The sequence below is a fragment of the Nonomuraea sp. NPDC049684 genome (assembly GCF_044465345.1).
In the GTDB taxonomy this organism is placed as follows: Bacteria; Actinomycetota; Actinomycetes; order Streptosporangiales; family Streptosporangiaceae; genus Nonomuraea.
In genome coordinates this window covers 17,174-43,550 of sequence record NZ_JBITLO010000007.1, presented here as the reverse complement: position 1 = coordinate 43,550, position 26,377 = coordinate 17,174, and the positions used below count along the sequence as shown (strand labels likewise).

The following is a 26,377-nucleotide window of genomic DNA, read 5'->3' as shown; positions in this document are numbered from 1 at the left end:
CCGAGGGCAAGCGTCACGCCGATCATCGTCATGGGCGCCAGCTGGGGTTCCCCGGCCTCGCCCTGCCCGCCCTGACCGTCGCGTGGCCGCAGGCCGTCACCGACGGCCGCCGAACTGCCAGTCGTGCACCTCGATCCCGGCGTAGCGGTCGGCGGTGAGGACGGCGCGGGCCGCGTCCGCGTCCGGCGCCCGGACCAGCAGCGCGGTGCCGACCCAGGTGGCGCCGTCGTCGGACAGCAGCGGCCCGTACGCGATCAGCTCGTCGCCGTCGGCCGGCGGGACGAGGTCGGCGGGCTGCCCGGAGCCGAGGCCCAGCACCAGGTACCGGTTGCCGCCCTCCCGGCCGCCGGGGAACTCCCACATGGTGCGCCCCAGCACGTTGCGCCAGCGGCGCAGCAGCACGTCGCGGTAGACCCCGGCCTGGTAGTTGGGCTCGTCGAAGGCGAACGCCCGCGCGGCGGCGGGGCCGGGCAGGTCGACGATGTGCACGCTGCCGGTGGCCGCGCCGGTCTCGCGGTCGAGGGTCGGGCCGCGGGCGATCAGCTCCGCTTCGTACCGGTCCATGTAGGACCAGTGCGCTTCCCCCAGCTCCTTGCGCAGGGGGCCCGATCCGGGACGGTCACGGTGGTGGCAGAAGAACTCCATGCCGGAAGTACCTACCACGTGATCTCCTCCCGGTCACCACCGTCGCGCGGCCCGGCGGCTCAGCCGAGCATCTGCTCGACGAGGTCGGCGGCGCGGGTGGTGCCGCCCTCGGCCCGCGCCTCGGCCTTCAGCCGCGTCAGGCGGCGGGCCACGTCGGGGTCGGCGGTCAGCTCGACGAGCGCGGCGCGCAGGGCCTCGGCCGTGGCGTCGGCGGTGTCGATGCGGCGGGCCACACCCAGCTCCACGAGCCGGTCGGCGTTGGCGAACTGCTCGGCGCCCTGCGGGACGGCGATCATCGGCACGCCCGCCAGCAGCCCTTCGCAGCAGCCGCCCATGCCCGCGTGGGTGACGAACGCGTCGGCCTGGTCGAGGATCGCCCGCTGCGGCACCCACGGGTGCACCTCGACGTTGGACGGGATCTCGCCCAGCTCCGCCGCATCGGTGTACTTGCCGATCTGCAGCACGACGTGCCAGCCGGGCAGGCCGCCGAAGGCCGCCAGGCACCGGCGGTAGAACTCCGGCTGACGGGTGTAGGCCGACCCCAGGGAGATCAGCAGGACGTTCGCGGCGTCGCCCGGACGGGTCCAGCCGCCCTGCCCGCGTAGCTCGTGGCAGGGGCCGACGAAGGTCACGGTGGCGGTGTCGACCTGGTCGGCGTGCGGCTGCATGGCCCGCGGGATCAGGGCCAGCGCGCGGGGCGGACGGCCGGAGAAGGCGTCGACGTCGGTGGTGGTCGCGCCGGATCCGGCGAGCCACCCGGCGAACCTGGCCCGGTAGGCGTCGGCCCCCGGCAGCCGCCAGAGCTGCTCGGCCACCTCCTCCTCGTAGCCCTTCCAGGCCACGAACGTCGGCGACAGCTGCAGCAGCGGACGGCCCTGCGCCTCGGCCAGGGCCCGCGCGGCGTAGGCGCCGATGTCGTACAGGTAGAGGTCGGCGGGGTCGTGGTCGTAGGCGGCGCGCAGCTGCGGGAGCGCCTGGACGGCGTCGTCCAGGAAGAGGCTCATCGCCGCGATGGGGTCGTCGGGCCAGTCGTTGTCGGCGACCGGCAGCGTCGAGGTGCACGGGACCAGCTCGGCGCCGGCGCCGGTGACCAGGTCGGCGACCGCCGGGTCGTTGGCGTACGTCACCCGGTGGCCGCGGGCCACCAGCTCGCGGACGATCTCCAGGCTGGGCAGGATGTGGCTGACGGCCGGGATGCCGACCATGGCGATGTGGGCGCGGCGGCGAGACATGGGCGAATCACTCATTCCGGGTTCTGCGCGGCGGGACAGGTGAGGGACGGCGGTCAGGCGCGACGCGCGCCCGGCGCGGCGGCCTCCAGGTCGGCGACGCTGCCCGACATGATCGTGCGCACGTGCTCGGTGATGTGCTCGGCGGGCCAGTCCCACCAGGCCACCGCGAGCAGGCGGGCGACGTCGCCGGCCGGGTAGCGGGTGCGGATGAGGCGGGCCGGGTTGCCGCCGACGATCCCGTAGTCGGGCACGTCGGAGGTGACCACGGAGCCGGCGCCGATGATCGCGCCGTGCCCGATGCGCACGCCGGGCAGCACCGTCGCGCCGTGGCCGAACCAGACGTCGTTGCCGACGACGGTGTCACCCCGGTTCGGCAGGCCGGTGAGCAGGTCGAAGTGGTCGGACCACGAGCCGCCCATGGTGGGGAAGGGGAAGGTCGAGGGGCCGTCCATGCGGTGGTTGGCGCCGTTCATGATGAAGCGCACGCCGGCGCCCAGGGCGCAGAACCTGCCGATGACCAGCCTCTCCGGGCCGTAGTGGTAGAGCACGTTGCGGGTCTCGAACGCGGTCGGGTCGTCGGGGTCGTCGTAGTAGGAGAACTCCCCCACCTCGATCAGCGGGGACTTGACCAGCGGCCGCAGCAGCACCACCCGTGGCTGGGCGGGCATCGGGTGCAGGACGGCGGGGTCGGCGGGGACGCGGGCGTTCATGGATCTCTTCCTTCCGCCGCTGCTAATGCGACAACTTGTACATTAAGATGGTGGCATGCCGACGTCCGCCTCGCAAACGGGAAAGGGAGCGTTGACGCCCGAGAGCCCGTCGTCCGAGAGCCCGTCGTCAGGGCCGCGCCGCCGTCCGGGTGGCCGTACCGGTCGCATCCGCGCGCAGGTGCTCGACGCGGTCCGCGCCGAGCTCGGGGAACGCGGCTTCGACGGGCTGACCCTCGACGCCGTCGCGGGCCGCGCGGGCGTGCACCGCGCGACGGTCTACCGGCGCTGGCGGGACGTCGGCGGCCTGCTCGCCGACGTCCTGGAGGCGACCGGCGACGACGACTGGCAGCCCCGGGACACCGGCTCCCTGCTGGGCGACCTGACGGCGCTCAACCGCGAGAACCAGGCGGCCATGACCGCGCAGCCGTCGATCGCCGCGGCCCTGATCGCGGCGTCGTTCCGCTCGGAGGAGGCCGCCCGCGGCCTACGGCGGCTGTGGGAGGACCGGTACACCCGCTGCGAGGTCGTCGTCAGGCGGGCGGTCGAGCGGGGCGAGCTGCCGGCCGGCACCGACGCGCGGCGGCTGCTCGTCGCCGCCACCGCGCCGCTCTACCACCACCTGGTGCTCCTCCGCACGCCTCCGGACCCCGACCTGCCGGAGCAGGCGGCGCGGACGGCCGTGCTCGCCGCCACGGCCGGCGCCTTCACCCCTCCGCCGGGGCGGTGAGGCCGGTGCGCGCTCAGGAGGAGACGGCGACGGGCAGGCGGTACGTGCTCGGGTCGCCGAGGTGATCGACGATGAAGGCGGCCAGGTCGGCGCGGGACGTACGGGCGCCCAGGCGTTCGGTCGCGCCGATCGAGACACGGGGGCGGCCGGTGCCGGGCCGGTCGGTCAGGCCGGTGGGGCGGACGGCCGTCCAGGTCAGCTCCGTCCGGGCGAGCGCCTGTTCCATGAGCGCCATGTCGGCGTACGGATGGCGCATGGCGTGGCGCAGGACGCGGCCGAGCAACCGGGTGACGGGCCCCGCACCGGCCGGGACGGACAGCCCGGCCGAGGAGATCACGACGAGCCGGGCGGACGGCGGCAGCGCCGCGACGATCGCCGCGGTCCCCTGCGAGTAGACCGTGGTGGGGCCGCGGCCGCCGGGGCCGAGGGCGGAGATCACGGTGTCGTGGCCGGTCAGGGCGTCGCGCAGGCTCGCGGGGTCGGTCACGTCGGCAGCGCGGCGGACGAGCCGCGGGTGGGCCAGGTCGAGGTCGCCGGGGCGGCGGGCGACGGCGGTGACGGTGTGCCCGGCCGCCAGGGCGCGTTCGACGACGAGGCGGCCGGTGCGGCCCGTGGCGGCGACGACGGCGAGGGAGGTCATGAGCGGACGATCTTCCGTGGCGAGGGGCCGAGGGGTCAGGCGTGGGCGGCGGGCTTGCTGGCGGGCTGGAACTTGAAGGAGATGGCCTCCATGAGGGCCTGGTGCTTGGTGTTCTGGAAGGCGGCGATCTTCCACTCGCCGTCCGGCTGCCGGACCATCGTGTAGGTCTGGATCTTGTGCAGCTTGCCGGGCCTGCCCTTGTAGGTGTCGCCGCGGGTGACGACGAGGGCGGTGTCGGGGCCGGTGAGACGGATACCGACGGTCTCGCTGGCCAGCCTGGTGCCCTTGACGAAGCTGTCGAACAGCGCCTGGTGGGCGTCGCCGATCTCGCGGGCGCCGGTGTAGAGGGTGCCGACGTAGGTGATGTAGGTGGCGTCCTCGGTGAACAGGTCGCCGTACGCGCCGCCGTCGGCCCGGTTCCAGGCGTCGGCGAGACGGTCGAGCACGGAGGTGATGGCGGCGGCGTCGGCGGCGGTGAGGGTGCTGCTCATGGTCGTTGCCCTTCCTCAGGTGACTTCGCGGAAGCATTTGCTTCTTTGAAGATTTATCTTCTCTGAAGAAGAGATTAGAAGAGGGGTCGGCCAGTGTCAACACGGGGCGCCGCCAATCGCCGCGCCGCCTGCCGGGGCATGATCCAGGACGGCGGGCTCACGTATGCTTGCGGTCCCATGAGCGAGCAGTTGACGATCGGCGAGCTGGCCGGACGCACCGGCGTCGCCACCTCCGCGCTGCGCTACTGGGAGGAGCTCGGGCTGATCCCGGCGCCCGAGCGGGTCTCGGGGCAGCGGCGCTATCCGCCGTCGGCGGCCGAGCTGGTCGCGGTGATCCTGTTGCTGCGCGAGGTCGGCCTCACGTTGCGCGAGGTCAGGACGTTCATCGCGGCCCGGTCCGAGCCTGGCGACGGGTGGCGGGAGCTGTACCGGCGCAAAGTCGCCGAGCTGGACGAGCGCATCGCCCGCGCCCAGGTGGCCCGCACCGCCATCGCGCACGGCATGGCCTGCCCGCACGAGAACGTCCTCGAGTGCCCCGCCTTCACCGGAGCGGTCAGGGCGCGGCTGGCGGGGGCATCCCTGGAAGAGGCTCACCAGCACTGAACCATGGCCCTGCGGGCGCGGACGCCGTGACCGCCGCATGCACCGAAGGGGTGCTCGCGGCGGCCGAGGCCCGCGTCAGGCGGCAGGAGGTAAGGGGGCGGACCGTCAGGGGGTCGGGTCGGGGGTGCGGCGGGGCAGGGTGAGGGTGACCAGGAGGCCGGCGATCATCACCGCCGCGGTGAGCAGGACGACCAGGAACTCGCCGTCCGCCGTGGCGGCGCGCAGGGCCTGGCCGGTCCTGCCCGCGGTCCCGAGGTCGGCGATGACGGTGAAGACGGCCAGGCCGATGGCGTTGCCGATGTTGAGCGCGGTGGAGGCGATGCCGTTGGCGACGCCCTGCTCGTGGGCGGGGGTGCCGGTGGCGGCGGCGATCCACATGGCGGTCCAGACGACGCCCTGTCCCAGGCCGGAGACGACGAGACCGGGGATCAGCAGGCCGTACCCGGCGTCGGCGTCGAAGCCGAGGGCCAGGACGGCGGTCCCGGCGACGCCGACGGCGAAGCCGATCAGCAGCGTGGCCCGGGTGCCGATCCGGGTGGCCAGGCGTTCGCCGCCCTGGGTGCCGGCGGCGATGGCCAGCGACGGGACGAGGAAGGCCAGCCCGCTCTGCAGGGCGCTGTAGCCGTGGACGCTCTGCAGCAGCACGGTGAGGAAGTACGGCAGGACTCCGAACGTGGCCATGTAGACGAAGGTGACCAGCATGCCGACGGTCAGGCTGCGGTTGCGGAACAGCCGGAACGGCATGAGCGGATCCGCGCTGCGGGCCTCGACCAGCGCGAAGATCACCAGCAGCACGGCGGCCACCGCGAAGGCGCCCGCGACCAGGGGGCTGCCCCAGCCCAGCTCGGGCCCCTCGACCAGGGCGAAGACCAGCAGCGTGGACCCGCCTGTCACGGTGAGCGCCCCCGGCATGTCGAATCTGCGCCGTTCTCGCCTGGCCGGGTCACGCGGGACGACGGCCAGGGCGGCCAGCGCGACCAGCCCGGCCAGGGGGACGTTGACGAAGAAGACGGCGGGCCAGCCGAAGTTCTCGGTGAGGACGCCGCCGAGCAGCGCGCCGATCGTCAGCCCGCTGGCGCCCGCGCCGCCCCAGACGGCCAGCGCCCGGTTGCGCTGCCGCCCCTCGGCGAACAGGCTGTTGAGCAGCGCCAGCGTCGAGGGCAGCAGCAGCGCCCCGCCGACGCCCTGCACCGCGCGGGCGGCGATGATGACGACGGGGCCCGCGGCCAGCCCGCCCGCGAGCGAGGACAGCGCGTACAGGGCCAGGGCCAGCACGAAGACGCGGCGGCGGCCGAGCAGGTCGGCCGCCCGTCCGCCGAACAGCAGGAAGCCGCCGGCGAAGACGACGTACGCGCTGACCACGAGCTGCTGGGTCTGGCCGGGGAAGCCCAGGTCGGCGCCGATCCGCGGGAGCGCGACGAAGACGATGTTGAGGTCGAGCGCGTAGATGAGCTGGGCCAGGGCGAGCAGCGCCAGGGTCCAGCCGAGCCTGGGCTTGACGCCGTCCGCGACGGACGCGGGCAGCGTGGATGGTGTGGACATGGAACGCCCTTCGGAGGGAGCCGGTGAGCGGGCACGCGGAAGCCCGCCGCACGAAACGATCGTACGATGATTTACGTACGGTCGTACTATGCCAGACCGGAAGGGGATTGTTCGACAGTCGCGGTACAGTTGGATCATGGCTTTCCGTCATCCCGACCCTGATCAGATCCGGGTCGAAGACGTGCTGTCGGCGCTGGGGAACGGCGTGCGGCTGTCCGTCGTCCGCATCCTCGACGCCGGGGGTGAGCACAACTGCACCAGCGTGCTGAACACGCTGGGGATCACCGCGAAGTCGACCATGACCCACCATTGGCGGGTGTTGCGCGACAGCGGGGTGATCTGGCAGCAGCCGTCGGGCCGGGAGAACCTGCTCGTCCTGCGGCGCGAGGACCTGGACGCCCGCTACCCCGGCCTGCTCGACGCCATCCTGTCCGGCGCCCGCACCGACGCCGCCGCCCAGCAGCACGACGACACCGCCCCGGCCACCTGACCTACCGACCCTGCCCGCGCGTTCCCACCGGCCGGGCCGCCGGAGGCGTCACCGCGGCCGGTGGACGCGCGATTGCGGAACAGCCCCACCGGAGGAGCAGCCCTACCGGTGGAGCAGCCCTACCGGAGGAGCAGTCCTCCAGGAGGGGCGGCTCAACCGGCTTCAGGCGCGTACATTGCTGTCATGTCGCTGCGCGCCGGCCGGGTCGTCGTGGGCGTGGTCGCGCTGGCGCTGGGGGCTTCCGCCGCCTTTCCGCTGGACGCCCGGGGCCCGCGGCTCGGGGCCGGCGGCTGCCCGGTCTCGTCCGGCGGCGGGTGGGAGGGCGGTGACCGGCCCGGGGAGCTGGTGCCCGCCGACGGCGCGGTGTCGGTGACGATGTGCGAGCTGCCCCTGCCGTACGCGTCAGGGCAGGCGGCGGCGCGGATCAGGAGGCTCACCGCCGGGGCCGGCGCGATGGTCTCCGAGCTCAACGGCCTGCCCACGCGCGACGCGCTGGAGGCCGAGCTGCGCCGGAGGGAGTCGGCCAAGGGACGCGTCCTGGGCGACGACCTCCGCCTCGGCGAGATCTGCAACGTGGTCGGCCACGGCACGAGCCTGTCCTTCGTCGTACACTACGGGGACCTGCGCCGGCCCGCCGTCGTCCTGGTCGATCGCAACTGCGGCACCGCCCGGCACGCGGGCCGGACCCGGTTCGGCGATCCGAGCGATTCCTTCCTCCGCCGTTACCGGGCGCAGCTGGAGGCGCACCCGGCACCCGCGCCGCTTCCCGGCTGCGCGGCCGGGCTGCCGGCCGCCGACGTCGACCTGACCCGCCCACGCGGTTGGCCGCGCGACGACGTCGCGGCCAACCGCGGCCTCCGGTGGCGCGCCCTGCTGCCCAGCCCGCTGTCGGCCGCCGCCGCCTGCCGGTACCGGCTCGACGGGGACGTGCTGCGCCTGCGGAGCCGGGCCCGCGTCCCAGAGGATCTTGAATCCGTGCGGTCGCTGCTCAACGTCGTGACGGCCGTGGACCCGGTGACCGGCCCGGGCGGAACGGAGAGCGTCACCGACTGCGGGGTCGGCAGGTTCACCCGCCCGGCCGCCCTCGACGTGGTGTGGGTGGGCGACGTCACCGGCGCCGTCGCCGAGGTGCGGGTCTGGCGCGCGCCCTGCCGGGCCGTGCACGCCGGGACGACCGGCGGCAGGAACCCCACCGCGGAGCTGCTGTCCCGCCTGGACGCCTGGCTGGGCCGCTGAGCGACCTCCGGCGGGCGGTCAGGCGGACCTGACGGCGGAGACGTCGAATTCCAGGGTGATCCGGTCGGAGATCATCACGCCCCCGGTCTCCAGCGCGGCGTTGTACGTCATGCCGAAGTCCTTGCGGTTGATCGCCGTGCCGCCCTCGAAGCCGACCCGGGTCACGCCCTGGGCGTCGACGGCGGTGCCGGTGTAGTCGAGCGGGACGGTGACCTGCCGGGTGACCCCGCGGATCGTCAGGTCGCCGGTGACCTCGAAGGCGTCACCGCCCACGTGCTTGACGGACGTGGAGGCGAAGACGATGTGCGGGTGGGCGGCGGCGTCGAGGAAGTCGCCGGTGCGCAGGTGGCCGTCGCGCATCTGGTTGCCGGTCTGGATGCCGGCCACGTCGAGCACCACGCGGACGGCCGAGGCCGCCGGGTTCGCCGCGTCCAGGCGGGCGGTGGCCTCCTGGACGGGGATGCTGCCGCGCACCTTGGTCACCATGGCGTGGCGGGCGACGAACCCGAACCGGCTGTGGGCCGGGTCGAAGGTGTAGTCGCCGCTCAGCTCGCTGGGAAACATGCCGCACTCCAATTAGTTCAGTACTGGAATATTGGGCACGACAGTACATAGATTTATTTCAGCACGCAACCTTCCAGTACGATGAGAGGCATGACCCGCTGGCTCGACGACGACGAACAGCAGGCGTGGCGCAGGTTCGGGCTGGCCACCCGCCTGCTGACCGACCGCCTGGAACGCGACCTGATGGCGGCCGCCGGCATGCCGCCCACCTACTACGAGCTGCTCGTCCTGCTGTCGGAGGCCCCCGGGCGCACGATGCGCATGAGCGAGCTGGCGCAGTGGACCAACTCCAAGCCGAGCCGCATCTCGCACGCGGTCAACAAGCTGGAGCAGAAGGGGTGGGTGCGCCGGGAGCACTACGCCGGCGACCGGCGCGGGTGGCTGGCCGTGCTCACCGACGACGGGCACGCCGCGCTCCGGGCGGCCGCCCCGAAGCACGTGGCCGGCGTCCGTGAGCACCTGGTCGACCTGCTCACCACGGAACAGCTGCGGCAGCTCGCCGACATCAGCCAGGTCCTGCTCGACCACCTCACCGAGCAGGAGTGAGGCCGTCCGGCCGGCTCAGCGGGCGGGGGTGACGCGGACCGGCGGGTCGGTGGTGAAGGCCGCCAGGGCGTCCGGGTCCGGTGTGACGCCGACGCCGGGGCCGTCGGGCACCGTGATGGAGTCGCCGGTCAGCTCGATCGGCGCGGTGATGTCACGCTCGTAGTAGCGGGCGGTCGCCGAGATGTCGCCCGGCAGCGTGAAACCGGGCAGGCTGGCCAGCGCCAGGTTCGCCGTCCGGCCGAGCCCGGTCTCCAGCATCCCGCCGCACCACACCGGCACGTCCGCGGCCAGGGCCAGGTCGTGGATCCGGCGGGCCTCCAGGTAGCCGCCGACCCGGCCGGGCTTGATGTTGATGATCGAGCAGGCGCGCGCCCTGATCGCGGCCGTCGCGGCGCGGGCCGAGGTGATCGACTCGTCCAGGCAGATCGGGGTGTCCATGCGGGCGGCCAGGCGGGCGTGGCCGTCCAGGTCGTCCGGGGCGAAGGGCTGCTCCAGCAGGGTCAGGCCGTAGGCGTCCAGGCGGGCCAGGTGGCGGGCGTCGGCGGGGGTGTAGGCGGTGTTGGCGTCGGCGGTGAGCATCAGGCCGGGGCCGAACGTCTCGCGCACCAGCCGCACCGGCTCCAGGTCCCAGCCGGGCTCGATCTTGAGCTTGATCCGGGCGTACCCGGCGCCGACGTGCCGGTCCACGGTGTCGAGCAGGTCGTCGAGGGTGGCCGCGATGCCGACGGACACGCCGACGCGCACGCTGGACCGCACCCCGCCCAGGTGGGCGGCCAGCGACAGGCCGCGCGCCCTGAGCACGGCGTCCAGGACGGCCGTCTCGACGGCGGCCTTGGCCATCGGATGCCCGCGCAGGTGCGCCAGCGCCGGCGCGACGCCGGACGGGTCGAGGCGCGGCACCGCGAACAGGGCGGGCAGCAGGAACCGGCGGATGAGGTCGGCCGCGCCCTCCAGGTACTCGGGGCTGTAGGTGGGCTCGTCCTCGGCCACGCACTCGCTCCAGCCCTCCTCCCCCTCGGCGCCGCGCACCCGCAGCAGCAGCGCCCGGCGCACGGTCTGCGTGCCGAGCGAGGTGCGGAACGGGGTGATCAGCGGCAGGGCCACCGTGCGCAGCTCGGCTTCGGCGATCCTCATGCCGCGCGCTCCAGCACGTACCAGCCGTCCCTGGTGAAGGCGGCGATGCGGTAGCCGCGGTCGAGCGCGCCTCCCAGCGCGGCCCGCTGGGCGGCCCGCCACCGCGCGGCCTCGCCGGGCTGCTCGCGCCGCAGCCGCTCGGCGTCGGCGGGCGTGGCGCAGCGCAGCACGGCCGCGCCGCCCGGCTCGCGCGGCGCCCCGGTCTCGTCGAGGATCACCTCGCCCTTACGCGGCCCGTCCGGGGCGGACGGCTCCGGCTCCGGGTGCACGGGCCAGTGGGCGAACAGGCGGTCGGTGACGTCTCCGCCGTTGATGCCGTCGTTCATCGGCCCGTAGAAGTCGGGCACGTACCGCTCGGCCCGCGCGCCGAGCCGGGCGAGGTTGAAGAAGGCGTTGCGGCGCACGAGCGGGTCGAAGGTCCAGGAGATGGAGTTCAGGCCGCGTTCGGCGGCCCACTCGCGCTGGTGCGCCTTGATCGCCTGGCCGATCCCCCGGCCCCGCGCCTCTGCGGCCACGCCCACGACGTGGGAGTGCAGGCTGGCCCTCTCGGCGAGGAACCCGGAGGCGGCGGCGACGAGCACGCCGTCGAGGAAGGCGCCGCCGACGTACCCGCCGGTGTGCTCAAGGGCGCACATGAGGTCGACGGCCACCGGCGGGTCGTCGCCCGCCCTGGTGTTCCAGACGCGGCGCAGCAGCCGGTCGGCGGCCTGGAACTCGGAGGTCCCGTGGAGGATGCGGATTTCGAGCATGGCACCAGCATTCCGCCGGACCGCCGCCGGATCGTTGGCGCGCAAGCCCAACTTCAGCCGCCGCCGTTTGTGCCGGACGCCGGGCCGCGACCGCCGCCCGCGCCGGACGCCCCGATCTCGGCCAGCCGGAGCTGAAGGCCCAGCACGAGCCGGACGTCGGGCTCGTCGAGCGCGATCAGCTCGCCGATGCGGCGCAGCCGGTACCTGAGCGTGTTGGGGTGCAGCGACAGCGCCTCGGCCGCCCTCGGCACGTCGTAGTGGGCGGCCAGCCAGGCCCGCAGGCTGCGGACGTAGTCGGTGCCGTGCCCGGCGTCGTGCTCGGCCACCAGGGACAGCGGCTCGCCCGCCGGCGTCGTGCCGGACCGCATCGAGGCGGCCGCGTCCAGCAGGAACAGCGCGGCGGCCAGCTCCTCGTGCAGGCCCACCTCGCCGCCCGCGAACGGGCCGCCCATCGCGCGCAGGGCCTCCTCGGCCTGCCGGGCGGCGGCGGGGACCTGGGCGAGCGAGCCCGCGACCCGTCCGACGCCCGCCCGCCAGTGGCCGCCGAGCCGGTCGGTGATCCGGCCGAGGGTCTCGGCGGTGACGCGGCGCAGCAGCCCGGTCCCGGAACCGGCCGCCACGATCGCGTACGCCCGGCCGTCCACGGCGCCGACGGCCGCCCTGATCCGGTAGACGGCGTAGGCGGTGCGCAGCAGGTCGGCGGCGTGCGTGGCGGCGAAGACGTCGGTCCGCCCGGCCGGGTCCCCGGCGGCCACGACCCGGACCGGCTCGTCCGGGCGCAGGCCGAAGGAGGCGGCCAGCTCGCCGGCCGGGCCGCCGCCGCGCAGCAGCCGGCCCACCCATTCGTCCCTGGTCCGGCGGGCCTCGTCGGCGGCCAGGCTGAGGCGGGCCAGGTGCGGGGCGGCGGTCCTGGCGGCCTCGGCGAGCACGGCGGCGGCGTCGGGCGCGAGCGGCTCGTCCGCCTGGATGGCCCAGATCGTGCCGAGCGCCTCGCCCCTGGCGCGGACCGCGATGGCCAGCCGGGGCAGGTACTCGCGCGGCTCGTGGCTCCACACGGCCTCCTCGCAGCGCAGGACGGCGGCGTACTCCTCGGCGTTCGTCGGGTGCTCGGGCACGCGCCGGCCGAGGATGCCCTCCCTGCGCAGGTCGTCGATCGGCTGGCCGATCGTGGAGTAGGCCAGGACGCGCATGGCCAGGTCCTCGATGGCCACCGCGCCCCCGACGCGGGCGGCGACCTGGTTGGCCAGCGCGAACAGGTCGCCCGCCTGGCCGCCGCCCAGGTCCGCGGCCGGGGCGACGAGCGCGAGCAGGGCGTCCACCAGGGCGTAGAGCTGGCCCCAGGCCAGGCCGGGCGCGGCGGCCAGCAGCGCCACGCCCGCGGCGCGGGCCGCCTCGGTCAGCGCGCCGGCCTCGCCGAGCCCGGCCCGGACGACGACCGCGCTCACGCCCGCCCCGGCCGCGCTCTCCAGCAGGGACGGCTCCGGCCGGCCGGTGGCCAGCAGCAGCGCCCCTGCGTAGGCGGCCATCGGCTCGTCGGAGCCGTGGATGACCGGCGCGCCCACCATGGCCTGGCGGCCGGAGGGCAGGCACAGCGCGCTCACCGTCTCCGCGCCGAGGCTGTCGAGCAGCACGCCGAGCGTCACCCGGCCCTGGCCGCTCACGCCCGGCCCCCGCGCAGGAGGCGTCCGTGCCGGCCGCCGGTGAACTCGCCGTCGTCGATCACCATGCGGCCGCCCAGGAGCACGTGGGTGACCCCGGCCGGACGGATGGCGGGCTCGTCGTAGGTGCCGTCGTGGCGGATGGCGGCGGGGTCGAACACGCACACGTCGGCGACCGCTCCCCTGCCCAGCCAGCCCCGGTCGGCCAGGCCGAACTGGGCCGCGGTGGCCGAGCTTGCCTTCCTGATCGCCTCGGCCATCGGCACGAGCCCGCGGTCGCGCACGTACGCGCCGAGGAAGGTGGGGAAGGTGCCGTACGTGCGGGGATGGGTCGGCCCGGTGGGCGGCCCGCCGTCGGAGCCGATCGACACGAGGGGGTGCCGCATGATCCGGGTGACGTCGTCGTCGTGCATGGTGTGGAAGACGCCGTCGGCGTGCGGGTCGGCCATGAGCAGGTCGCACAGCGCGTCCCAGGGCTCGCGGCCGTCCAGCAGGTCGGCCAGCGAGCGGCCGGTGACGCCCACGGAGGCGTGCCGCAGCAGCCGCACGTCCTCGGGGTGCGTCTCGCGCCACAGGCCGACGCCGGTCGTGCGCTCCGGGTCCTCGGCCAGCGCGCGCAGCGCCCGCCGTTCCGCCGGGTCGGCCAGCCTTCTGAGCAGCTCCGGCTCGCCGCCTTCGCACGCCGCGGGCGGCAGCAGCGCGACCAGCCCGGTGCAGAACGCCCGGTACGGGTAGACGTCGGCCCGCACGTCCACGCCGTTGACCCGGGCGGCCGTCAGCTTGTCCAGCAGCATGGCCGACGAGCCGTGCACGGCCCGGCCCGACGCCTTGCAGTGGGAGACCTGGAGCCGCACCCCGGCCGCCGCCGCGACCTCGACGGCCTCGTCCAGCGCGTCGGCCAGCCCCTCGCTCTCGCTGCGCAGGTGGGTGGCGTAGACCAGGTTCCGGCGCCGGGCCGCGCGGGCCAGCGCGATCAGCTCGCCGGTGCCGGCGTAGGCGCCCGGCACGTACTCCAGGCCGCTGGACAGCCCGCACGCGCCCGCGGCGAACGCCTCCTCGGCCAGCCCGGTCATCCGGTCGAGCGCGCCCGGCGGCGGCGCGGCGTCCATGCCGCAGACGGCCGCGCGCAGCGTGTTGTGGCCGACGAGCGCGGCCAGGTTGTTGGTCGTGCCCTCCCGCTCGACGGCGTCGAGGTAGCCGCCGAAGGTGGCGAAGGCGTGCTCGCCGAAGATCCCGGGGGTGAAACCGGCCGCCTCCGGGGTGGCCGGCCCGCAGGAGAAGCCGCAGTTCCCGACGATCTCGGTGGTGACGCCCTGCCACAGCTTGAACGGCTGCGCCCCGGCCATGAACGGCACGGTGTCGGAATGGCTGTGCGGGTCGATGAATCCGGGCGCGACGACCATGCCGTCCACGTCCACCACGCGGGCGGCCCGGCCGAGGTGGCGGCCGGTCGCGGTGACGCGTCCGCCGCCGATGGCCACGTCCGCGGTGCGGCCGGGCGAGCCGAACCCGTCGTGCAGGGTGCCGCCACGCAGGATGAGGTCGTGCATGCAGGTGTGCCTTTCCCGGTACGAGATTCGTCGGTCATGTCAGGGGACGGCCGCCACCAGGCGCCTGGTGTAGTCGTGGGCGGGGGCGTCCAGGACGGCCGAGGTCGTCCCCTCCTCCACGACCGCGCCCTTCAGCAGCACCACGGTCCTGGCGGCGACCTGGCGGACGACCGCCAGGTCGTGGGTGATGAACAGCATCCCGGTGCCCAGCTCCCGGCCGATGCCGCGCAGCAGTTCGAGCACGTGCGCCTGGACCGACACGTCCAGGGAGGCGACCGGTTCGTCGCAGATCAGCAGCGCGGGACGGACGGCCAGGGCGCGGGCGATGGCGACGCGCTGGCGTTCGCCGCCGGACAGCGCCTTGGGCCGGCGGGCGGCGTACGCGGCGGGCAGGCCGGCCAGCTCCAGCAGCTCGCCCACGCCGATCCGGTCGGCGGGCGCGGCCCTGGAGATCGCCTCGGCCAGCGTCGCGCCGACGGTCATGGCGGGGTTGAGGGAGGTGGAGGGGTCCTGGAAGACGCACTGGACGAGCCGGTGCACGCGGGCGCGCTCGCGCGGGTCCAGGGCGGCGCGGTCGGTGACGTCGAGGCCGGCGAGGCGGATGCGGCCGCCGTCGGGGGTGATCAGGCCGAGCACCGACCGGGCCAGCGTGGTCTTCCCCGAGCCCGACTCCCCCACCAGGCCGACGGTCTCGCCGGGGTTCACGTGCAGGCTGACGCCGCCCAGGGCGGTGTGGGCGCCGTACCGTTTGCGCAGGCCCTCGATGTGCAGCAGCGGTTCGCCGGCGGCCGGGGCGGCGGGGAGCGCGGCCTCGCGCAGCGCCGGGCGGGCGGCTCCGGCGGTGTCGTGCACGCAGGCGGTCAGCCTGCCGCGGCCGATCGGGCGCAGCGGCGGCCTGGCCGCGGTGCAGGCGTCGGCGACCCGGTCGCAGCGGGTGGCGAACGCGCAGACGCCGGCCACCGCGTCCGCCCGCGGCACCGCGCCCGGGATGCCCACCAGGCGCTCCAGCGTGCGCTCGGCCGACGGCAGCGCGCCCAGCAGCCCCGCGGTGTACGGGTGCGCGGGCTCGGCGGCCAGCGCAGGGCCCGGCCCCTGCTCGACGACGCGCCCGGCGTACATCACGGCGACCCGGTCGCAGACGGCGAACGCCACGCGCAGGTCGTGGGTGATGAGCAGCACGCCCATGCCGCGCGCCTCCTGGACCCGGCGCAGCAGCGCCAGGATCTCGTGCTGGGTGGTGGCGTCCAGCGCGGTGGTGGGCTCGTCGGCGACGAGCAGCTCGGGGTCGCCGGCCAGCGCGGCGGCCAGGGCGACGCGCTGCCGCATGCCGCCCGAGAGCTGGAACGGGTAGCGCCCGGCCACGGCGGGGTCGTCGATGCCGACCTCGGCCAGCCTGCGCGCGATCTCCTGCCGGGACGTGCGCCCGGGCAGGGTCTCGGCGATGTGCGCGCCGGCCGTGCGCAGCGGGTTGAGCATGGCGAAGGGGTCCTGCATGAGCAGCGAGATCCGCCGTCCGCGCACGCCGCGCAGCAGCCGCTCGGACGCGCCGACGAGCTGCGCGCCGCCGACCTCGACCGACCCCTCGGCGCGCAGGCCGCGCGGGAGCAGGCCGACGAGGGCGCGGGCGGTCAGGGACTTGCCGCTGCCGGACTCGCCGACCAGCCCGACGGTCTCGCCCGCGGCGACCGTCAGGTCCACGCCGTCCACGAGCACCCGGTCGCCGACGACCCGCAGGCCGCGTGTCTCAAGCATCGGAGAGCCTCTCGAAGAGCTGGTCGCCCAGCAGGGTGGCGGCGGTGGCGGCGACGGTGACCAGCGCGGCGGGCACCACCGCGGCCCACGGGTTGAGGTCGAGCAGGCCGCGGTTCTCCTCGATCATCAGCCCCCAGTCGGGCGTGCCGGCGGGCAGGCCGATGCCCAGGAAGGACAGGCCGGACAGCGCGACCAGCGCGGCGACGAAGCTGAGCAGCGCGCCGGCCACGACCGTGGGCGCGATGTTGGGCAGCAGGTGCCGGAACATGATCCGGCCGCGGCCGAGCCCGAGCGTGCGGGCCGCCTCGGCGTAGGCCAGCTCGCGCTGGGCCATGGTCAGGCTGCGCACCACCCGGATGTCGCCGGGCGTGAACAGCACCGCCATCGCCAGCACCGCCCAGCCGATGCCGCCGCCCAGCACGCCCACCAGGACGATCAGCATGAGCAGCCCCGGCATCGCGATGAGCAGGTCGACCACCCGCATCATGACGGCGTCGATCCAGCCGCGGCGGTAGCCGGCCAGCAGCCCGAGCGAGGTGCTCATCGCGCACGTGGCCAGCGCGACGACGAGCGGCCACAGCAGCGCCGAGCGGGCTCCGGCCAGGCAGCGCGACAACACGTCCCGGCCCAGCTCGTCGGTGCCCGCCCAGTGGGCCCAGCTCGGCATCGTCGCGCCGAGCCCGAGGTCCTGGGCGGCCGGGTCGTAGGGCGCGAGCCACGTCCCGGACAGGGCGGCGAAGGCCATCAGGGCGAGGATCCCGCCCGACAGCAGCGTCAGCGGCCCCGGCCGGGCCCGGCGCAGCCGCCGCGCCCGTCCGCCGAGGCGCACGGTCCCCGTCACGACGCTCACGCGGCCACCGCCCCGTGCCGCACCCGCGGGTCCACCGCGAGGTAGGCCAGGTCGATCAGCAGGTTGACGGCGACCACCACGGCGCCTCCCATCAGGACGAGCGCCTGGACGACGGGCAGGTCCTTCTGCCCGACGGCGCTGACGAGCAGCTCGCCGACGCCGTGCAGCCCGAAGGCCCGTTCGACGAACAGCGCGCCGGTGAGATTGGCGGCCAGCAGCAGGCCGCCGACCGTGAGGACGGGCAGCGCGGTGTTGCGCAGCGCGTACCCGATCCAGTAGCGGGCGCGGCCGACCCCGCGCGCCCGCGCGAAGGTCATGAAGTCCTGCCCGGCCAGGTCGAGCGCGGCCGCCCGCATCTGCCTGACGACGACCGCCGCCTGCCCGGTGGCCAGCGCGATCGCGGGCAGCGTCAGGTGCGCGACCCGCTCGGCGAACGTCTCACCCGCGCCGAAGACGGGGAACCAGCCGAGGGTGACGGCGAAGCCGTACAGCAGCAGGATGCTCATCGCGAACGGCGGGATCGCCAGGCCGACCAGCGCGGAGAGCGTGATCCCCCGGTCGAGCGGGCCGCCCCTGCGCATGGCGGCGGCCAGCCCGGCGGGCAGGCCGACGGCGAGGGTCAGGATGATCGCGTAGCCGGCCAGCCCGGCGGTGACGGGCAGCCGGTCGGCGATGACGCTGGTGACGGGTTCGCGGCTGTAGAGGGAGGCGCCGAAGTCCCCGCGCACGGCGTCGCCGAGCCAGGTGGCGTAGCGGACGGGCAGCGGGTCGTCGAGGTGGTACTGCGCGCGGACGGCGGCGCGCGACTCCGCGGTGGAGGGCCGCGGCCCGAGCAGGACCTGCTCCGGGTCCCCCGGGGCGAGCGCCAGCAGCGCGTAGGTGAGCACGGACAGCACGCCGAGCAGGAGCAGCGCGGCGGCCAGGCGGCGGGCGACGAAGGCCATCAGGCACCGGCCGCCGGGCGGATGGCGCTGAAGACGTTCATGGTCCAGGTGCCGAACTGGCCGGTGAACCGCTTGCGCAGCGCGACGGCGGCCTCCTTGGTGTAGAGCGGCACGTACGGCACCTGGTCGGCGATCTCGGCCAGCACCTCGGTGACGGCGGCGGCACGGTCCGCTCCCTCGAGCTTGCCCAGGTCGTCGAGCCGGGCGTCCGTCTCGGGCGAGCCGTAGCCGCTGAAGTTGAAGCCCTGGGGCCCGGCCGAGGCGCGGCTGACCAGGTCGGGCAGCACCTCGCCGGGGTCGGGGGTGCCGTAGAGCAGGTCGACCAGTTGCAGCGGGGTGTCCTGGTGGCTGAACATGCGCTGCCGGTACTGCTCGGTGGGCAGCGGCTGGAGGTCGAGCTTGATGCCGATCACCGCCAGGTCGGCGACGATGGCCTGGAGGGCTTTGACGTCGTCGCTGCCGCTGTCGTACGGCGCGGCCAGGGTGAAGCCCTGAGGGTGGGCCGACTTGGCCAGCTCGGCCTTGGCGGCGTTCACGTCGTGGGGGTGGGCGGGCAGCTCGGGCAGCTTGCCGCCGTACAGGGCGGCGAGCTGCGGCTTGGGCAGCATCAGGTCGGCGATGCCGCCGTGGCCGCTGGTCATGAGCGTGGCCAGCGCCTCCCGGTCGAGGGCGTGGGCGATGGCGCGGCGGACGTGCACGTCCTTGAGCGGCCCCTCGCGCACGCCGAGCGACAGGTAGGCGATGTTGTTGGCCGGGTAGAAGGAGGTCGTGACGCCGGGCAGGGCGCTCCACTTGCGCGTCTCGCTGACCTGGATGTCGTTGGTGCCGTCCACCTCGCCGGAGGAGACGGCCAGGCGCAGCGTCTCGGGGTCGCCGATCGCCTTGATCTCGATCCTGCGCAGCTCCGGCTTGGGGCCCCAGTACAGCTCGTTGCGTTCCAGCGTCACCCCGGAGGTGAGCGAGAACTTCGTGACCTTGAAGGGGCCGGAGCCGAGCGTGCCGACCTCGGGCGAGCCGAGGTCCTTCGGGTGCGCGGCGGCCAGCCTCTTCGGGACGATCTGCCAGGCCAGCGCGGCGGTGGCCAGGAAGCTGGCGCTGGGCTTGCTCAGGGTGACCTTCACCGTGCGCGGGCCGGTGGCCTCGACCTTCTTGACCTGCGTGACGTAGCTGGCGGCCTGGGAGGTCACGGCGGGGTCGAGGTGGCGGGTCAGGGAGTAGGCGGCGTCCTCGGCGGTGACGGGCGTGCCGTCGCTGAACCTCGGGCCCTCGCGCAGGGTGAAGACGTACGTGCGCGGGTCGGGGTGGGTCCAGGAGGCGGCGATGCTCGGGATGACCCTGCCGTCCGCGCCGAGGGTCACCATCGTGTCCAGGACGGCGAACTGCACGGTCGTGGAGGCGTCGTTGAAGCCGTGGGCGATGTCGAGGCTGTTGGGGGCGAGCCCCATCGCCCAGCGGAGGGTGTCGGGCGCCGCGCCGGAGCCCGGGGCTCCGGCGCAGCCCGCCGCCAGCAGGAGCAGGGTGCCCGTGGCGAGCCTGGCGAGTGCGGTTGCGGATGTCATGGAACCACCTCGGGGAGTGAGCGGGGGGAATAGTCGGACGCTAGAAGCCCGGCCTCCCTCGTTCACTGACCCGGCAGCCAAACTCTGCGCGCCCCGGCTCGTGCTGCAGGCCAACACGCCCCTAGACCAGACCAGGGGGGATGCCGACGGGCGCGGTGCCCTCGGGCTGGGCGGCGAAGCGCAGTCCGAGCAGGCCGAAGCCGCTGAGCAGCAGGTCGCCGTCCCCGTCGAGGCGGAGGGTGAAGGGGCCCGCCCGCCAGGTCCCGGCGGGTGCGGGGGCTACGGGGGCCTGGAAGGTGAGGCCGACGCGCAGCGTCCCCTCGTCGATGACGGCGAGCACGCCCGTCTCGTCGTTGAGCCAGGCGCCCCGCAGGGCGGGCTCCTCACCCGGCGGGTCGCACGGCTGGTACACGTGCGGCCAGCGGATCGACCCGTCGTGGCCGAACAGCAGCCGCCCGTCCTCGGGCATGAGCCAGATCCGGCCGGCCGGCACCTGCGCGTACCAGCGGCCGTCGTCGTCGAGGGCGAGCTCCAGGTCGGTGGCGCCGGTCAAGGAGATGCCGCCGTCGCCGGCGGGTTCGAGCGTGAGCGTGGCGTCGGTCTCCTGGTCGTGCCAGTGCCCGAGCAGGGCGGGCCGGGCCGCCTCGGCGTCCTCCCGGCGGGCGGGGGCGGGACGCGGGGCCGGGTCCTGGCCGGTCAGGACGCGGGCCAGGCCGAGGCTGAGGCCGACGGGGTCCAGGCCGCTGTGGTTGGTCAGCACGGCCACGCCGAGGCCGGGCTCCGGCAGGTGGAGCAGGTTGCCGACGTAGCCGTGCATGCCGCCGGCGTGGCCGTACCCGGCCAGGTCGCCGACGGTCAGGTGGCAGATCCCGCGGGCGTACCGCAGGACGGCGCCGTCGGCGAGCGTGGTGCGCTCCAGCAGCGCGGTCCGCACGTCGGCGCCCAGCACCCGGCCGTCGGCCAGGAAGCCGAACCAGGGGGCGAGGTCGTCGACGCCGGTCACCAGGCCGCCGTCGCCGACCGCGCTCTCCTGCGTGTCGGCCCGCGCGCCGGCGCCGTCGTAGCCGTAGGCCATCCGCGGCAGCGGGACGGAGGCGTCGTCGCGGAAGACGGTGTCGTCCATGCCGAGCGGTTCGAAGAGCCGTTCGCGGGCGAAGTCGGCCAGCGAGCGGCCGGTGAGCCGCCGGACCACGACGGCGGCCAGGACGTAGCCGGTGTTGGAGTAGGAGAAGCGGGTGCCAGGCTCGAAGGTGGTCCGGCGCATGCCCGCCACGATCTTCATCAGCCGTTCCTCGTCCATCAGGGTGAACGGGACGCCGGTGACGGCCTGCAGGCCGTACCACTCCGGCAGGCCACCGGTGTGCCGCAGGCACTGGTCGAGCGTGACGGGCACGCCGAGCCGCAGCTCGGGGACGTGCTCGCGGACGTCGTCCGACAGGCTCAGCCTGCCGTCGCGGGCCAGCAGCAGCACGCACGCGGCGGTGAACTGCTTGCTGATGGAGGCGATGTCGAAGCGGGTACGGGAGTCGATCGGGACGCCGAACTCGACGGAGGCCATGCCCCTCGCCGCGGTGTGCAGCACCTTGCCGTCGGCGTAGACCCCGACCGCCAGACCCGGCCCGCCGGGGCGGAGGCCGGGAAGGGCGTCGAGCGCGCGTTCTACCTGCTCAAAATCCATCGTTCAAGTATCTGGATGTCCGGGTGGGAAACGCTTGTCCGGAGCGGCAAAGCTGAGGGCTACCTGGTTGGTCTGCCGTACAGGGCCATCCTGGCGATCATGGCGTCCGCGGCCAGGTGGTAGCAGGTCGTCACGCATCCGAGCACCTCCCTCGGGGTGGTGAAGGTGGCCGCGAGCGTCTTGTCGGCGATCCGGCGCACGCCCGGCACCAGCTCGCCCAGCTCGGCGGCGGGCGTGGTGGGCATGTCGATCTCCAGCTCCAGCACGGCGGGCAGCTCGACCGGCCGCAGCTCCCCGGCCGAGCGCACGGTCTCCGCGGCCGCCTCCTTGATCAGCCGCCGCGCCTCGGACGGCGAGAGGCTGTCGGCCGAGGTGTGCCCGTGCGCGATCTTGACGGCGACCGTGCGCACCCCGGGGAACGCCTTGCCGGCGACGTCGCAGATGACGTCGTCGCCGGTGAGCAGCCCCACCGGCACGCCGACGGCGGCCGCCTGCAGGGCGTTGACCTCGGCCTCCGAGACGATCGCGCCGTTGAGCCGTACCTGGTGGAAGTGCGAGGAGTAGGTGTGGGCGAGCACGCCCGGCGAGCCGGCCGCGGCGTGGTAGCCGAGGAACATGGCCACGTCGTGCTCGGCCGAGATGCCCTCGGCCATGCAGTCGAGCTTGGGCGTGCCGAAGATCAGCCGGGCGCGCGGGTCGAGCTCCTCGTGCAGCAGGTTGTCCATGGTGCCGTGGCTGTCGTTGACCAGCACGCTGGCGGCCCCGGCCGCGAACGCGCCCTCGATGGCGGCGTTGGCCTCCGCGGTCATCAGCCGCTGCGCCCGCGGGTAGCCGTGGCCGGCGCGGGAGACCTGGTCCATGGTGGCGATGCCCGCCACGCCTTCCATGTCGATGGAGATGTAGACGTTCGTCATCGTCACAGGCTTTCACCGGGACGGACGGACGGCTTCGTCGCCAGGACAGAAACCGCCTGCCCTCCTTGCGCCTTCCGCACAGTGGCGGGGATCACGAAGGCGGCGGCGACGGCCAGCAGCCCCAGCGCCGCCGACAGCAGGTACGTCTCGACGAAGCCCTGCTCGGTGGGCACCCCGGCGACGGCCCCGGAGGCCAGCACCATGGCCCCGAACTGCGCCCCGAACGTGCCGCCGATGCTCTTGGCGACGAACACCACGCCGCTGACCCCGGCCGCGCGCTCGCCGGGCACGTCGGCGGCCACGGCGTTGAGCCCGGCGGTGAGGCCGATGGAGGCGCCCAGCCCGATGACCGTCACCGCGACCATGATCTGCCAGGCGGCGGAGTGCCACAGGGCCAGTCCGCCGGTCCCGCCGCAGACGAGCACGCTGCCCAGCAGCAGCACCGCGCGCCGGCCGAGCAGCCTGGTCATCGGCCCGACCAGCGGCGCGATCACGGTGCCCGCGACGCCCATGGGGAACATGTAGATGCCGATCCACAGGGTGTCGGCGCCCTGGCCGTACCCGGTGCCGGCGGGGGCGGCCAGCATCATCGGCAGGGCGACGACGAGGCCGAAGGAGGCGAAGCCGAGCAGCGCCCCCATGGCGGTCACCCCGGCCGGGGTGCGTCCGGCCAGCAGCCGCAGGTCCACGAGCGGGTCGGCGACGCGCAGCTCGACGACCGCCCACGGGCCCAGCGTCAGCACGGCGGCGGCGAACAGCGCGAGCGTGGCCGGGGCCGTCCAGCCCCAGCTGGAGACGGCGGTCAGGCCCAGCATGACCAGGGCCACGCCGCCGCCGAGCAGCAGCCCGCCCGCCCAGTCGACGCGGCCGCCGGCCGCGCGCGGGGTGGACGGCACGGCGAACCAGGCCAGCAGGGCGGCCGCCGCCACGCCGGCCACGGCCAGCAGGAACAGCGACCGGTAGCCGAAGGCCGAGCTGATCGGCCCGGCCAGGATGAGGCCGAGCGCGCTGGCCAGCGCGGCGACGCCGACGACCAGGCCGTTGCCGGTGGCGGCGCGCTCGGGGGTGAGGGTGTCGCGGAACAGCCCCACGGTCAGGGGCAGCACGCCCAGCCAGACGCCCTCGACCGCCATGCCGGTGATCAGCAGGGTGATGTTCGGCGCCAGGGCGGCGAGCAGGACCCCGGCGCCGCTGATCGCCATCAGCGCGAGCAGCACGCGCCGCTTGTCGTACATGTCGGCCAGGCGGCCGACGATGGGGGTGCTGATGGCCGAGCTGATCAGCGAGCCGGTGAAGATCCACGCGAGCGCGCCGGGCGAGGCCCCCAGGTCCTGCTGGACGAGCGGGAGCGCGGGCGAGAGCGTCATCTCCATGGTCTGGAGGACGCCGATGAACAACACCGGCGCGCCGATGACGCCGAAGCCGGATCTGGACATGGTTCTGCCTTTCGGGGTGGGGTGACGTGCGGCCGTGAGGTCCCCCCGAACCCCGGCCGTGATCTAGGCCGGTCCGAGCACCTTCGGCGTGATCAGCGCCAGGGCGGTCTCGACGAAGTACTCCTCGTCGGCCTCGCAGGCGCCGAGCACGACGTTCTGGCCGAGCCCGGACAGCAGGGCCTTCAGCGCGCGGGCCAGGCGCAGCGCCTGGTCAGCGGTGACGGCGGCGCCGCCGTGCTCGCGGCCGGTGAACAGCGCGGCGAGCTCGATCTCGGTCGACCTGATCGAGGCGGTGAGCCTGCGGCGCAGGTCGGGGTCGTTGAGCACGAGGTCGAGCACGCGGGTCTCGAACAACAGCCGGCCGGCCGCCTGCGGGTCGGCCGACATGCGCAGGAAGCGGCGGGCGATCTCGGCCACGACCTCCGCCAGCCGCGGGCCGTACCCCCCGGCCTCGGGCGTGCGCAGGTCGAGGGGGCCGACGTAGTCGTCGACCATGGCTGCCATCAGCCCGTTCTTGCCGCCGAACAGGGAGTAGACCGCGCCCGTGGTCAGGCCGGCCAGCTCGGTGATGTCCTCCAGCTTGGCCTTCGAGCCGTCCCTGCCGACGATCTCGCGGGCGGCCTCGATCAGCGCGCGCCTGTTGGCGGCCTTGCTTTCCGCTCTGTTCAGCCGCATGACATCTCCTGCATGCCGTAAAGATAATCTGATTTACTAGAATAATCCAGATTATCAGGAGGCCCGAAATGGACGTCGCCCCCCACCTGAGCCGCGTGCCCGACTTCACCGCGTTCCCGACGGTTGACGAGATGCACGCCGAGCTCGACGACCTCGCCGCCGCCCACCCCGGCCTGGTGCGCCTGCGCCGCATCGGCACCTCCCGCCTCGGCGAGCCGCTGCGCGTGGCCACCATCGGCGCGGGCCCCCATGACGCCGTGATCATCGGCGGTCCCCACCCCAACGAGCCCATCGGCGCGCTCACCGTCAGCACGCTGCTGCGGCAGCTCGTCGAGGACGCCGGGCTGCGGGAGGACTTCGGCTTCCGCTGGCACCTCATCCCCTGCGTCGACCCCGACGGCGCCCGGCTCAACGAGGGCTGGTACGCCCGGCCGAGCGACCGCCGCGCCTACGCCGAGCACTTCTACCGCCCGGCCGAGGCCGACCAGGTCGAATGGACCTTCCCGCTGACCGGCGAGGACTACTTCTTCGACCGCACGCTGCCGGAGACCGAGGCGCTGATGCGGCTGATGGACGAGGTCCGGCCCGCCCTGGTCTACTCCCTGCACAACGGCGAGCTCCAGGGCGCCTTCTACTACCTCAGCCGGAACGACCCCGCGCTCGCCGCCCGCCTGACCGCCGTCGCCACGGCCGAGGGCCTGCCCCTTCACATGGGGCCGCCGGAGCTGCCGGGCGCCGTCCAGATCGCGCCGGCGGCCTACCTGACCCCGCGCGGCGCCGACATCGGCGCGACGTACGGCATCGGCGGCGGCAGCGTCGACTACGCCGACCGCTTCGGCGCCCTGCACCTGGTCACCGAGCTGCCCTACTGGGCCGACCCCCGCGTCGCCGACCAGACCCCGACCGGGCAGAAGTACCACGAGACGATCCGCGACTGCCTGGCCGGGCAGCGCGAGCTGATCGGCGAGCTGGCCGCCTCCCTGGCCCGCGCCAAGGGCGACCTGACCGTGCGCTCGCCCTTCCGCCGGGCGCTGGAGGACTTCGTCGCCGGCCACGACGAGTTCATCGGCGAGTGGGAGGACCTGCCCGGCACCGACCGCCCGGCCACGGTGGCCGAGGTGGTCGGCGGCCGGCAGCTCGTGCACTCCATGCGGCTGCGGTACTGCGGCACCTACCTGCGCATGCTGGACGCCGAACTGGCCGCGGGCAACGCGACGCCCGCCGTCCGGGCCGAGCGCGCCCGGCTCGGCGCGCGCTTCGAGGAGTGGTTCACCGATGCCGGGGCCGACGCGCAGGGCACGCCGATCCCGCTGCGCTCGCTGGTCGCGGTCCAGCTCGGCGCGGCGCTGCTCGCGGCCGACGCCGTCAGGCGGGCAGGAGGGCGGTCAGCTCACGCCTGACCAGCGGCCAGGTACGGCTCTCCGGGTCGATGAGCACGAAGTGGCCCGCCCCCGGGACGCGCACCAGCGACGTCCCCGGGTGGGCCGCCAGGTAGGACTCCGAGACCTGGACGGGGACCCGCTCGTCCGCCGTGCCGTGCACGATCACCAGCGGGCCCGTCCGGTCCGGCAGCCGGGCCGGGTCCAGGCCGGGATGGTCGTCCGGCGATCCGCCGAGGAAGTCGGCCACCGCGCCGTCGTCGAGGTCCAGCCGCGCGGCCAGCCGCAGGTCGGCGACCGGGGCCAGGGCGAGGACGGCGGTGCCGTCCGGCGCGGCGCACATGGCGAGATGACCGCCGGCCGAGTGGCCGACGACCACCGAGGGACGCAGCAGGCCGACCGCGGCCCGCAGGTCCGCGACCGCCGCCGCCGGATCCCCCGGCCTGCGGCGGTACTCGACGGCGGCCACGCTGCACCCCGCCCGGTGCAGCGCGTTGGCCATGGGCCGCAGGTGCGTCCGGTCGTACTCCGGGCGCCAGAAGCCGCCGTGGACCAGCGCCACCACGGGTCCCTCGGCCGGCCAGAGGTCGATCACCTGGTCGGCGTCGGCCCCGTACCGCAGGGCGCGGAGCGGGCCGGGCGCCGGGCGGGTCAGGACGGCACGGTTCTCCAC

26 protein-coding genes are annotated in these 26,377 nt (G+C 74.6%); 6 read left to right on the top strand and 20 right to left on the bottom strand.

All coding sequences use genetic code 11. The annotated features are described in order from the left end of the window. Positions 1-96: 96 nt before the first annotated feature. The 3 genes from ACIBST_RS22875 to ACIBST_RS22865 are packed head-to-tail and all read right to left on the bottom strand — an operon-like array spanning position 97 to position 2,587. Positions 97-663 carry a YciI family protein gene (locus ACIBST_RS22875; RefSeq protein WP_397174330.1) on the bottom strand — a complete coding sequence of 189 codons (567 nt, stop codon included), beginning with the start codon at positions 661-663 and terminating at the stop codon, positions 97-99. 41 nt (positions 664-704) lie between these two features. Continuing rightward, on the bottom strand, positions 705-1,877 hold the full coding sequence (locus ACIBST_RS22870) for a macrolide family glycosyltransferase (protein ID WP_397174328.1): 1,173 nt from the start codon (positions 1,875-1,877) through the stop codon (positions 705-707). Positions 1,878-1,930: 53 nt separating this feature from the next. Continuing rightward, positions 1,931-2,587, bottom strand: a complete 657-nt coding sequence (locus tag ACIBST_RS22865) for a CatB-related O-acetyltransferase (RefSeq protein WP_397174326.1) — start codon at positions 2,585-2,587, stop codon at positions 1,931-1,933. Positions 2,588-2,678: 91 nt separating this feature from the next. Between ACIBST_RS22865 and ACIBST_RS22860 the strand changes: the two genes are divergently transcribed. Beyond that, the gene (locus tag ACIBST_RS22860) at positions 2,679-3,314 is read left to right on the top strand and encodes a TetR/AcrR family transcriptional regulator (protein ID WP_397174324.1); all 636 of its coding nucleotides are present in this window, start codon (positions 2,679-2,681) and stop codon (positions 3,312-3,314) included. Between the two features lie 13 nt (positions 3,315-3,327). Here ACIBST_RS22860 and ACIBST_RS22855 read toward each other — a convergent pair whose 3' ends face one another. Both ACIBST_RS22855 and ACIBST_RS22850 read right to left on the bottom strand, forming a co-directional pair. After that, positions 3,328-3,954, bottom strand: a complete 627-nt coding sequence (locus ACIBST_RS22855) for an NAD(P)-dependent oxidoreductase (RefSeq protein ID WP_397174322.1) — start codon at positions 3,952-3,954, stop codon at positions 3,328-3,330. Positions 3,955-3,989: 35 nt separating this feature from the next. Then, positions 3,990-4,445, bottom strand: a complete 456-nt coding sequence (locus ACIBST_RS22850; RefSeq protein ID WP_397174321.1) for an SgcJ/EcaC family oxidoreductase — start codon at positions 4,443-4,445, stop codon at positions 3,990-3,992. A gap of 177 nt (positions 4,446-4,622) precedes the next feature. Here ACIBST_RS22850 and ACIBST_RS22845 point away from each other — a divergent pair, with 177 nt between their 5' ends. Further along, the gene (locus tag ACIBST_RS22845; protein ID WP_397174319.1) at positions 4,623-5,048 is read left to right on the top strand and encodes a MerR family transcriptional regulator; all 426 of its coding nucleotides are present in this window, start codon (positions 4,623-4,625) and stop codon (positions 5,046-5,048) included. 105 nt (positions 5,049-5,153) lie between these two features. On the opposite strand, the gene ACIBST_RS22840 is transcribed toward ACIBST_RS22845, so the two are convergent. Further along, a complete protein-coding gene (locus ACIBST_RS22840) occupies positions 5,154-6,590 on the bottom strand; it encodes an MFS transporter (RefSeq protein ID WP_397174318.1) in 1,437 nt (478 codons plus the stop codon). Positions 6,591-6,726: 136 nt separating this feature from the next. On the opposite strand from ACIBST_RS22840, the gene ACIBST_RS22835 reads away from it, so the two are divergent. Both ACIBST_RS22835 and ACIBST_RS22830 read left to right on the top strand, forming a co-directional pair. Then, on the top strand, positions 6,727-7,080 hold the full coding sequence (locus tag ACIBST_RS22835) for an ArsR/SmtB family transcription factor (RefSeq protein WP_397174316.1): 354 nt from the start codon (positions 6,727-6,729) through the stop codon (positions 7,078-7,080). A gap of 183 nt (positions 7,081-7,263) precedes the next feature. Beyond that, the gene (locus ACIBST_RS22830; protein ID WP_397174314.1) at positions 7,264-8,316 is read left to right on the top strand and encodes a hypothetical protein; all 1,053 of its coding nucleotides are present in this window, start codon (positions 7,264-7,266) and stop codon (positions 8,314-8,316) included. Positions 8,317-8,334: 18 nt separating this feature from the next. On the opposite strand, the gene ACIBST_RS22825 is transcribed toward ACIBST_RS22830, so the two are convergent. Further along, positions 8,335-8,880, bottom strand: coding sequence for a YceI family protein (locus tag ACIBST_RS22825; RefSeq protein WP_397174313.1), 546 nt, complete (start codon positions 8,878-8,880; stop codon positions 8,335-8,337). 90 nt (positions 8,881-8,970) lie between these two features. On the opposite strand from ACIBST_RS22825, the gene ACIBST_RS22820 reads away from it, so the two are divergent. Then, the gene (locus ACIBST_RS22820) at positions 8,971-9,426 is read left to right on the top strand and encodes a MarR family winged helix-turn-helix transcriptional regulator (RefSeq protein WP_397174311.1); all 456 of its coding nucleotides are present in this window, start codon (positions 8,971-8,973) and stop codon (positions 9,424-9,426) included. Positions 9,427-9,441: 15 nt separating this feature from the next. Here ACIBST_RS22820 and menC read toward each other — a convergent pair whose 3' ends face one another. From menC to ACIBST_RS22760, 12 genes are all read right to left on the bottom strand, one after another. Continuing rightward, positions 9,442-10,560 (bottom strand): o-succinylbenzoate synthase, encoded by a 1,119-nt coding sequence (menC, locus tag ACIBST_RS22815; protein ID WP_397174310.1) that lies wholly within the window; start codon positions 10,558-10,560, stop codon positions 9,442-9,444. Next, positions 10,557-11,309, bottom strand: coding sequence for a GNAT family N-acetyltransferase (locus tag ACIBST_RS22810; RefSeq protein ID WP_397174308.1), 753 nt, complete (start codon positions 11,307-11,309; stop codon positions 10,557-10,559). The genes menC and ACIBST_RS22810 overlap by 4 nt, the downstream gene beginning before the upstream one ends. Positions 11,310-11,362: 53 nt before the next feature. Then, the gene (locus ACIBST_RS22805; protein ID WP_397174307.1) at positions 11,363-12,970 is read right to left on the bottom strand and encodes a PucR family transcriptional regulator; all 1,608 of its coding nucleotides are present in this window, start codon (positions 12,968-12,970) and stop codon (positions 11,363-11,365) included. Further along, on the bottom strand, positions 12,967-14,517 hold the full coding sequence (locus ACIBST_RS22800) for an amidohydrolase family protein (protein WP_397174305.1): 1,551 nt from the start codon (positions 14,515-14,517) through the stop codon (positions 12,967-12,969). The genes ACIBST_RS22805 and ACIBST_RS22800 overlap by 4 nt, the downstream gene beginning before the upstream one ends. A 39-nt stretch (positions 14,518-14,556) precedes the next feature. Further along, positions 14,557-16,269, bottom strand: a complete 1,713-nt coding sequence (locus tag ACIBST_RS22795; protein WP_397174304.1) for an oligopeptide/dipeptide ABC transporter ATP-binding protein — start codon at positions 16,267-16,269, stop codon at positions 14,557-14,559. Next, positions 16,262-17,119 (bottom strand): ABC transporter permease, encoded by an 858-nt coding sequence (locus ACIBST_RS22790; RefSeq protein WP_397174303.1) that lies wholly within the window; start codon positions 17,117-17,119, stop codon positions 16,262-16,264. The genes ACIBST_RS22795 and ACIBST_RS22790 overlap by 8 nt, the downstream gene beginning before the upstream one ends. Beyond that, complete coding sequence (locus ACIBST_RS22785; protein ID WP_397174302.1) at positions 17,116-18,063, bottom strand: ABC transporter permease; 948 nt, start codon at positions 18,061-18,063, stop codon at positions 17,116-17,118. The genes ACIBST_RS22790 and ACIBST_RS22785 overlap by 4 nt, the downstream gene beginning before the upstream one ends. Then, complete coding sequence (locus ACIBST_RS22780) at positions 18,063-19,622, bottom strand: ABC transporter substrate-binding protein (protein WP_397174300.1); 1,560 nt, start codon at positions 19,620-19,622, stop codon at positions 18,063-18,065. Before ACIBST_RS22780 ends, ACIBST_RS22785 begins: the two co-directional genes overlap by 1 nt. A 121-nt stretch (positions 19,623-19,743) precedes the next feature. Beyond that, complete coding sequence (locus ACIBST_RS22775; protein ID WP_397174298.1) at positions 19,744-21,300, bottom strand: serine hydrolase domain-containing protein; 1,557 nt, start codon at positions 21,298-21,300, stop codon at positions 19,744-19,746. A 59-nt stretch (positions 21,301-21,359) separates the two neighbouring features. Then, positions 21,360-22,214, bottom strand: a complete 855-nt coding sequence (locus tag ACIBST_RS22770; protein ID WP_397174297.1) for a M55 family metallopeptidase — start codon at positions 22,212-22,214, stop codon at positions 21,360-21,362. Positions 22,215-22,216: 2 nt separating this feature from the next. After that, positions 22,217-23,650 (bottom strand): MFS transporter, encoded by a 1,434-nt coding sequence (locus tag ACIBST_RS22765; protein ID WP_397174295.1) that lies wholly within the window; start codon positions 23,648-23,650, stop codon positions 22,217-22,219. 63 nt (positions 23,651-23,713) lie between these two features. Beyond that, on the bottom strand, positions 23,714-24,325 hold the full coding sequence (locus tag ACIBST_RS22760; protein WP_397174294.1) for a TetR/AcrR family transcriptional regulator: 612 nt from the start codon (positions 24,323-24,325) through the stop codon (positions 23,714-23,716). 68 nt (positions 24,326-24,393) lie between these two features. Between ACIBST_RS22760 and ACIBST_RS22755 the strand changes: the two genes are divergently transcribed. Continuing rightward, a complete protein-coding gene (locus ACIBST_RS22755; protein ID WP_397174292.1) occupies positions 24,394-25,725 on the top strand; it encodes a M14 family zinc carboxypeptidase in 1,332 nt (443 codons plus the stop codon). On the opposite strand, the gene ACIBST_RS22750 is transcribed toward ACIBST_RS22755, so the two are convergent. Then, entirely contained in the window at positions 25,691-26,377 is a 687-nt protein-coding gene (locus tag ACIBST_RS22750; protein WP_397174290.1) for an alpha/beta hydrolase family protein, read from the bottom strand. The two genes, ACIBST_RS22755 and ACIBST_RS22750, sit on opposite strands and share 35 nt — an antisense overlap.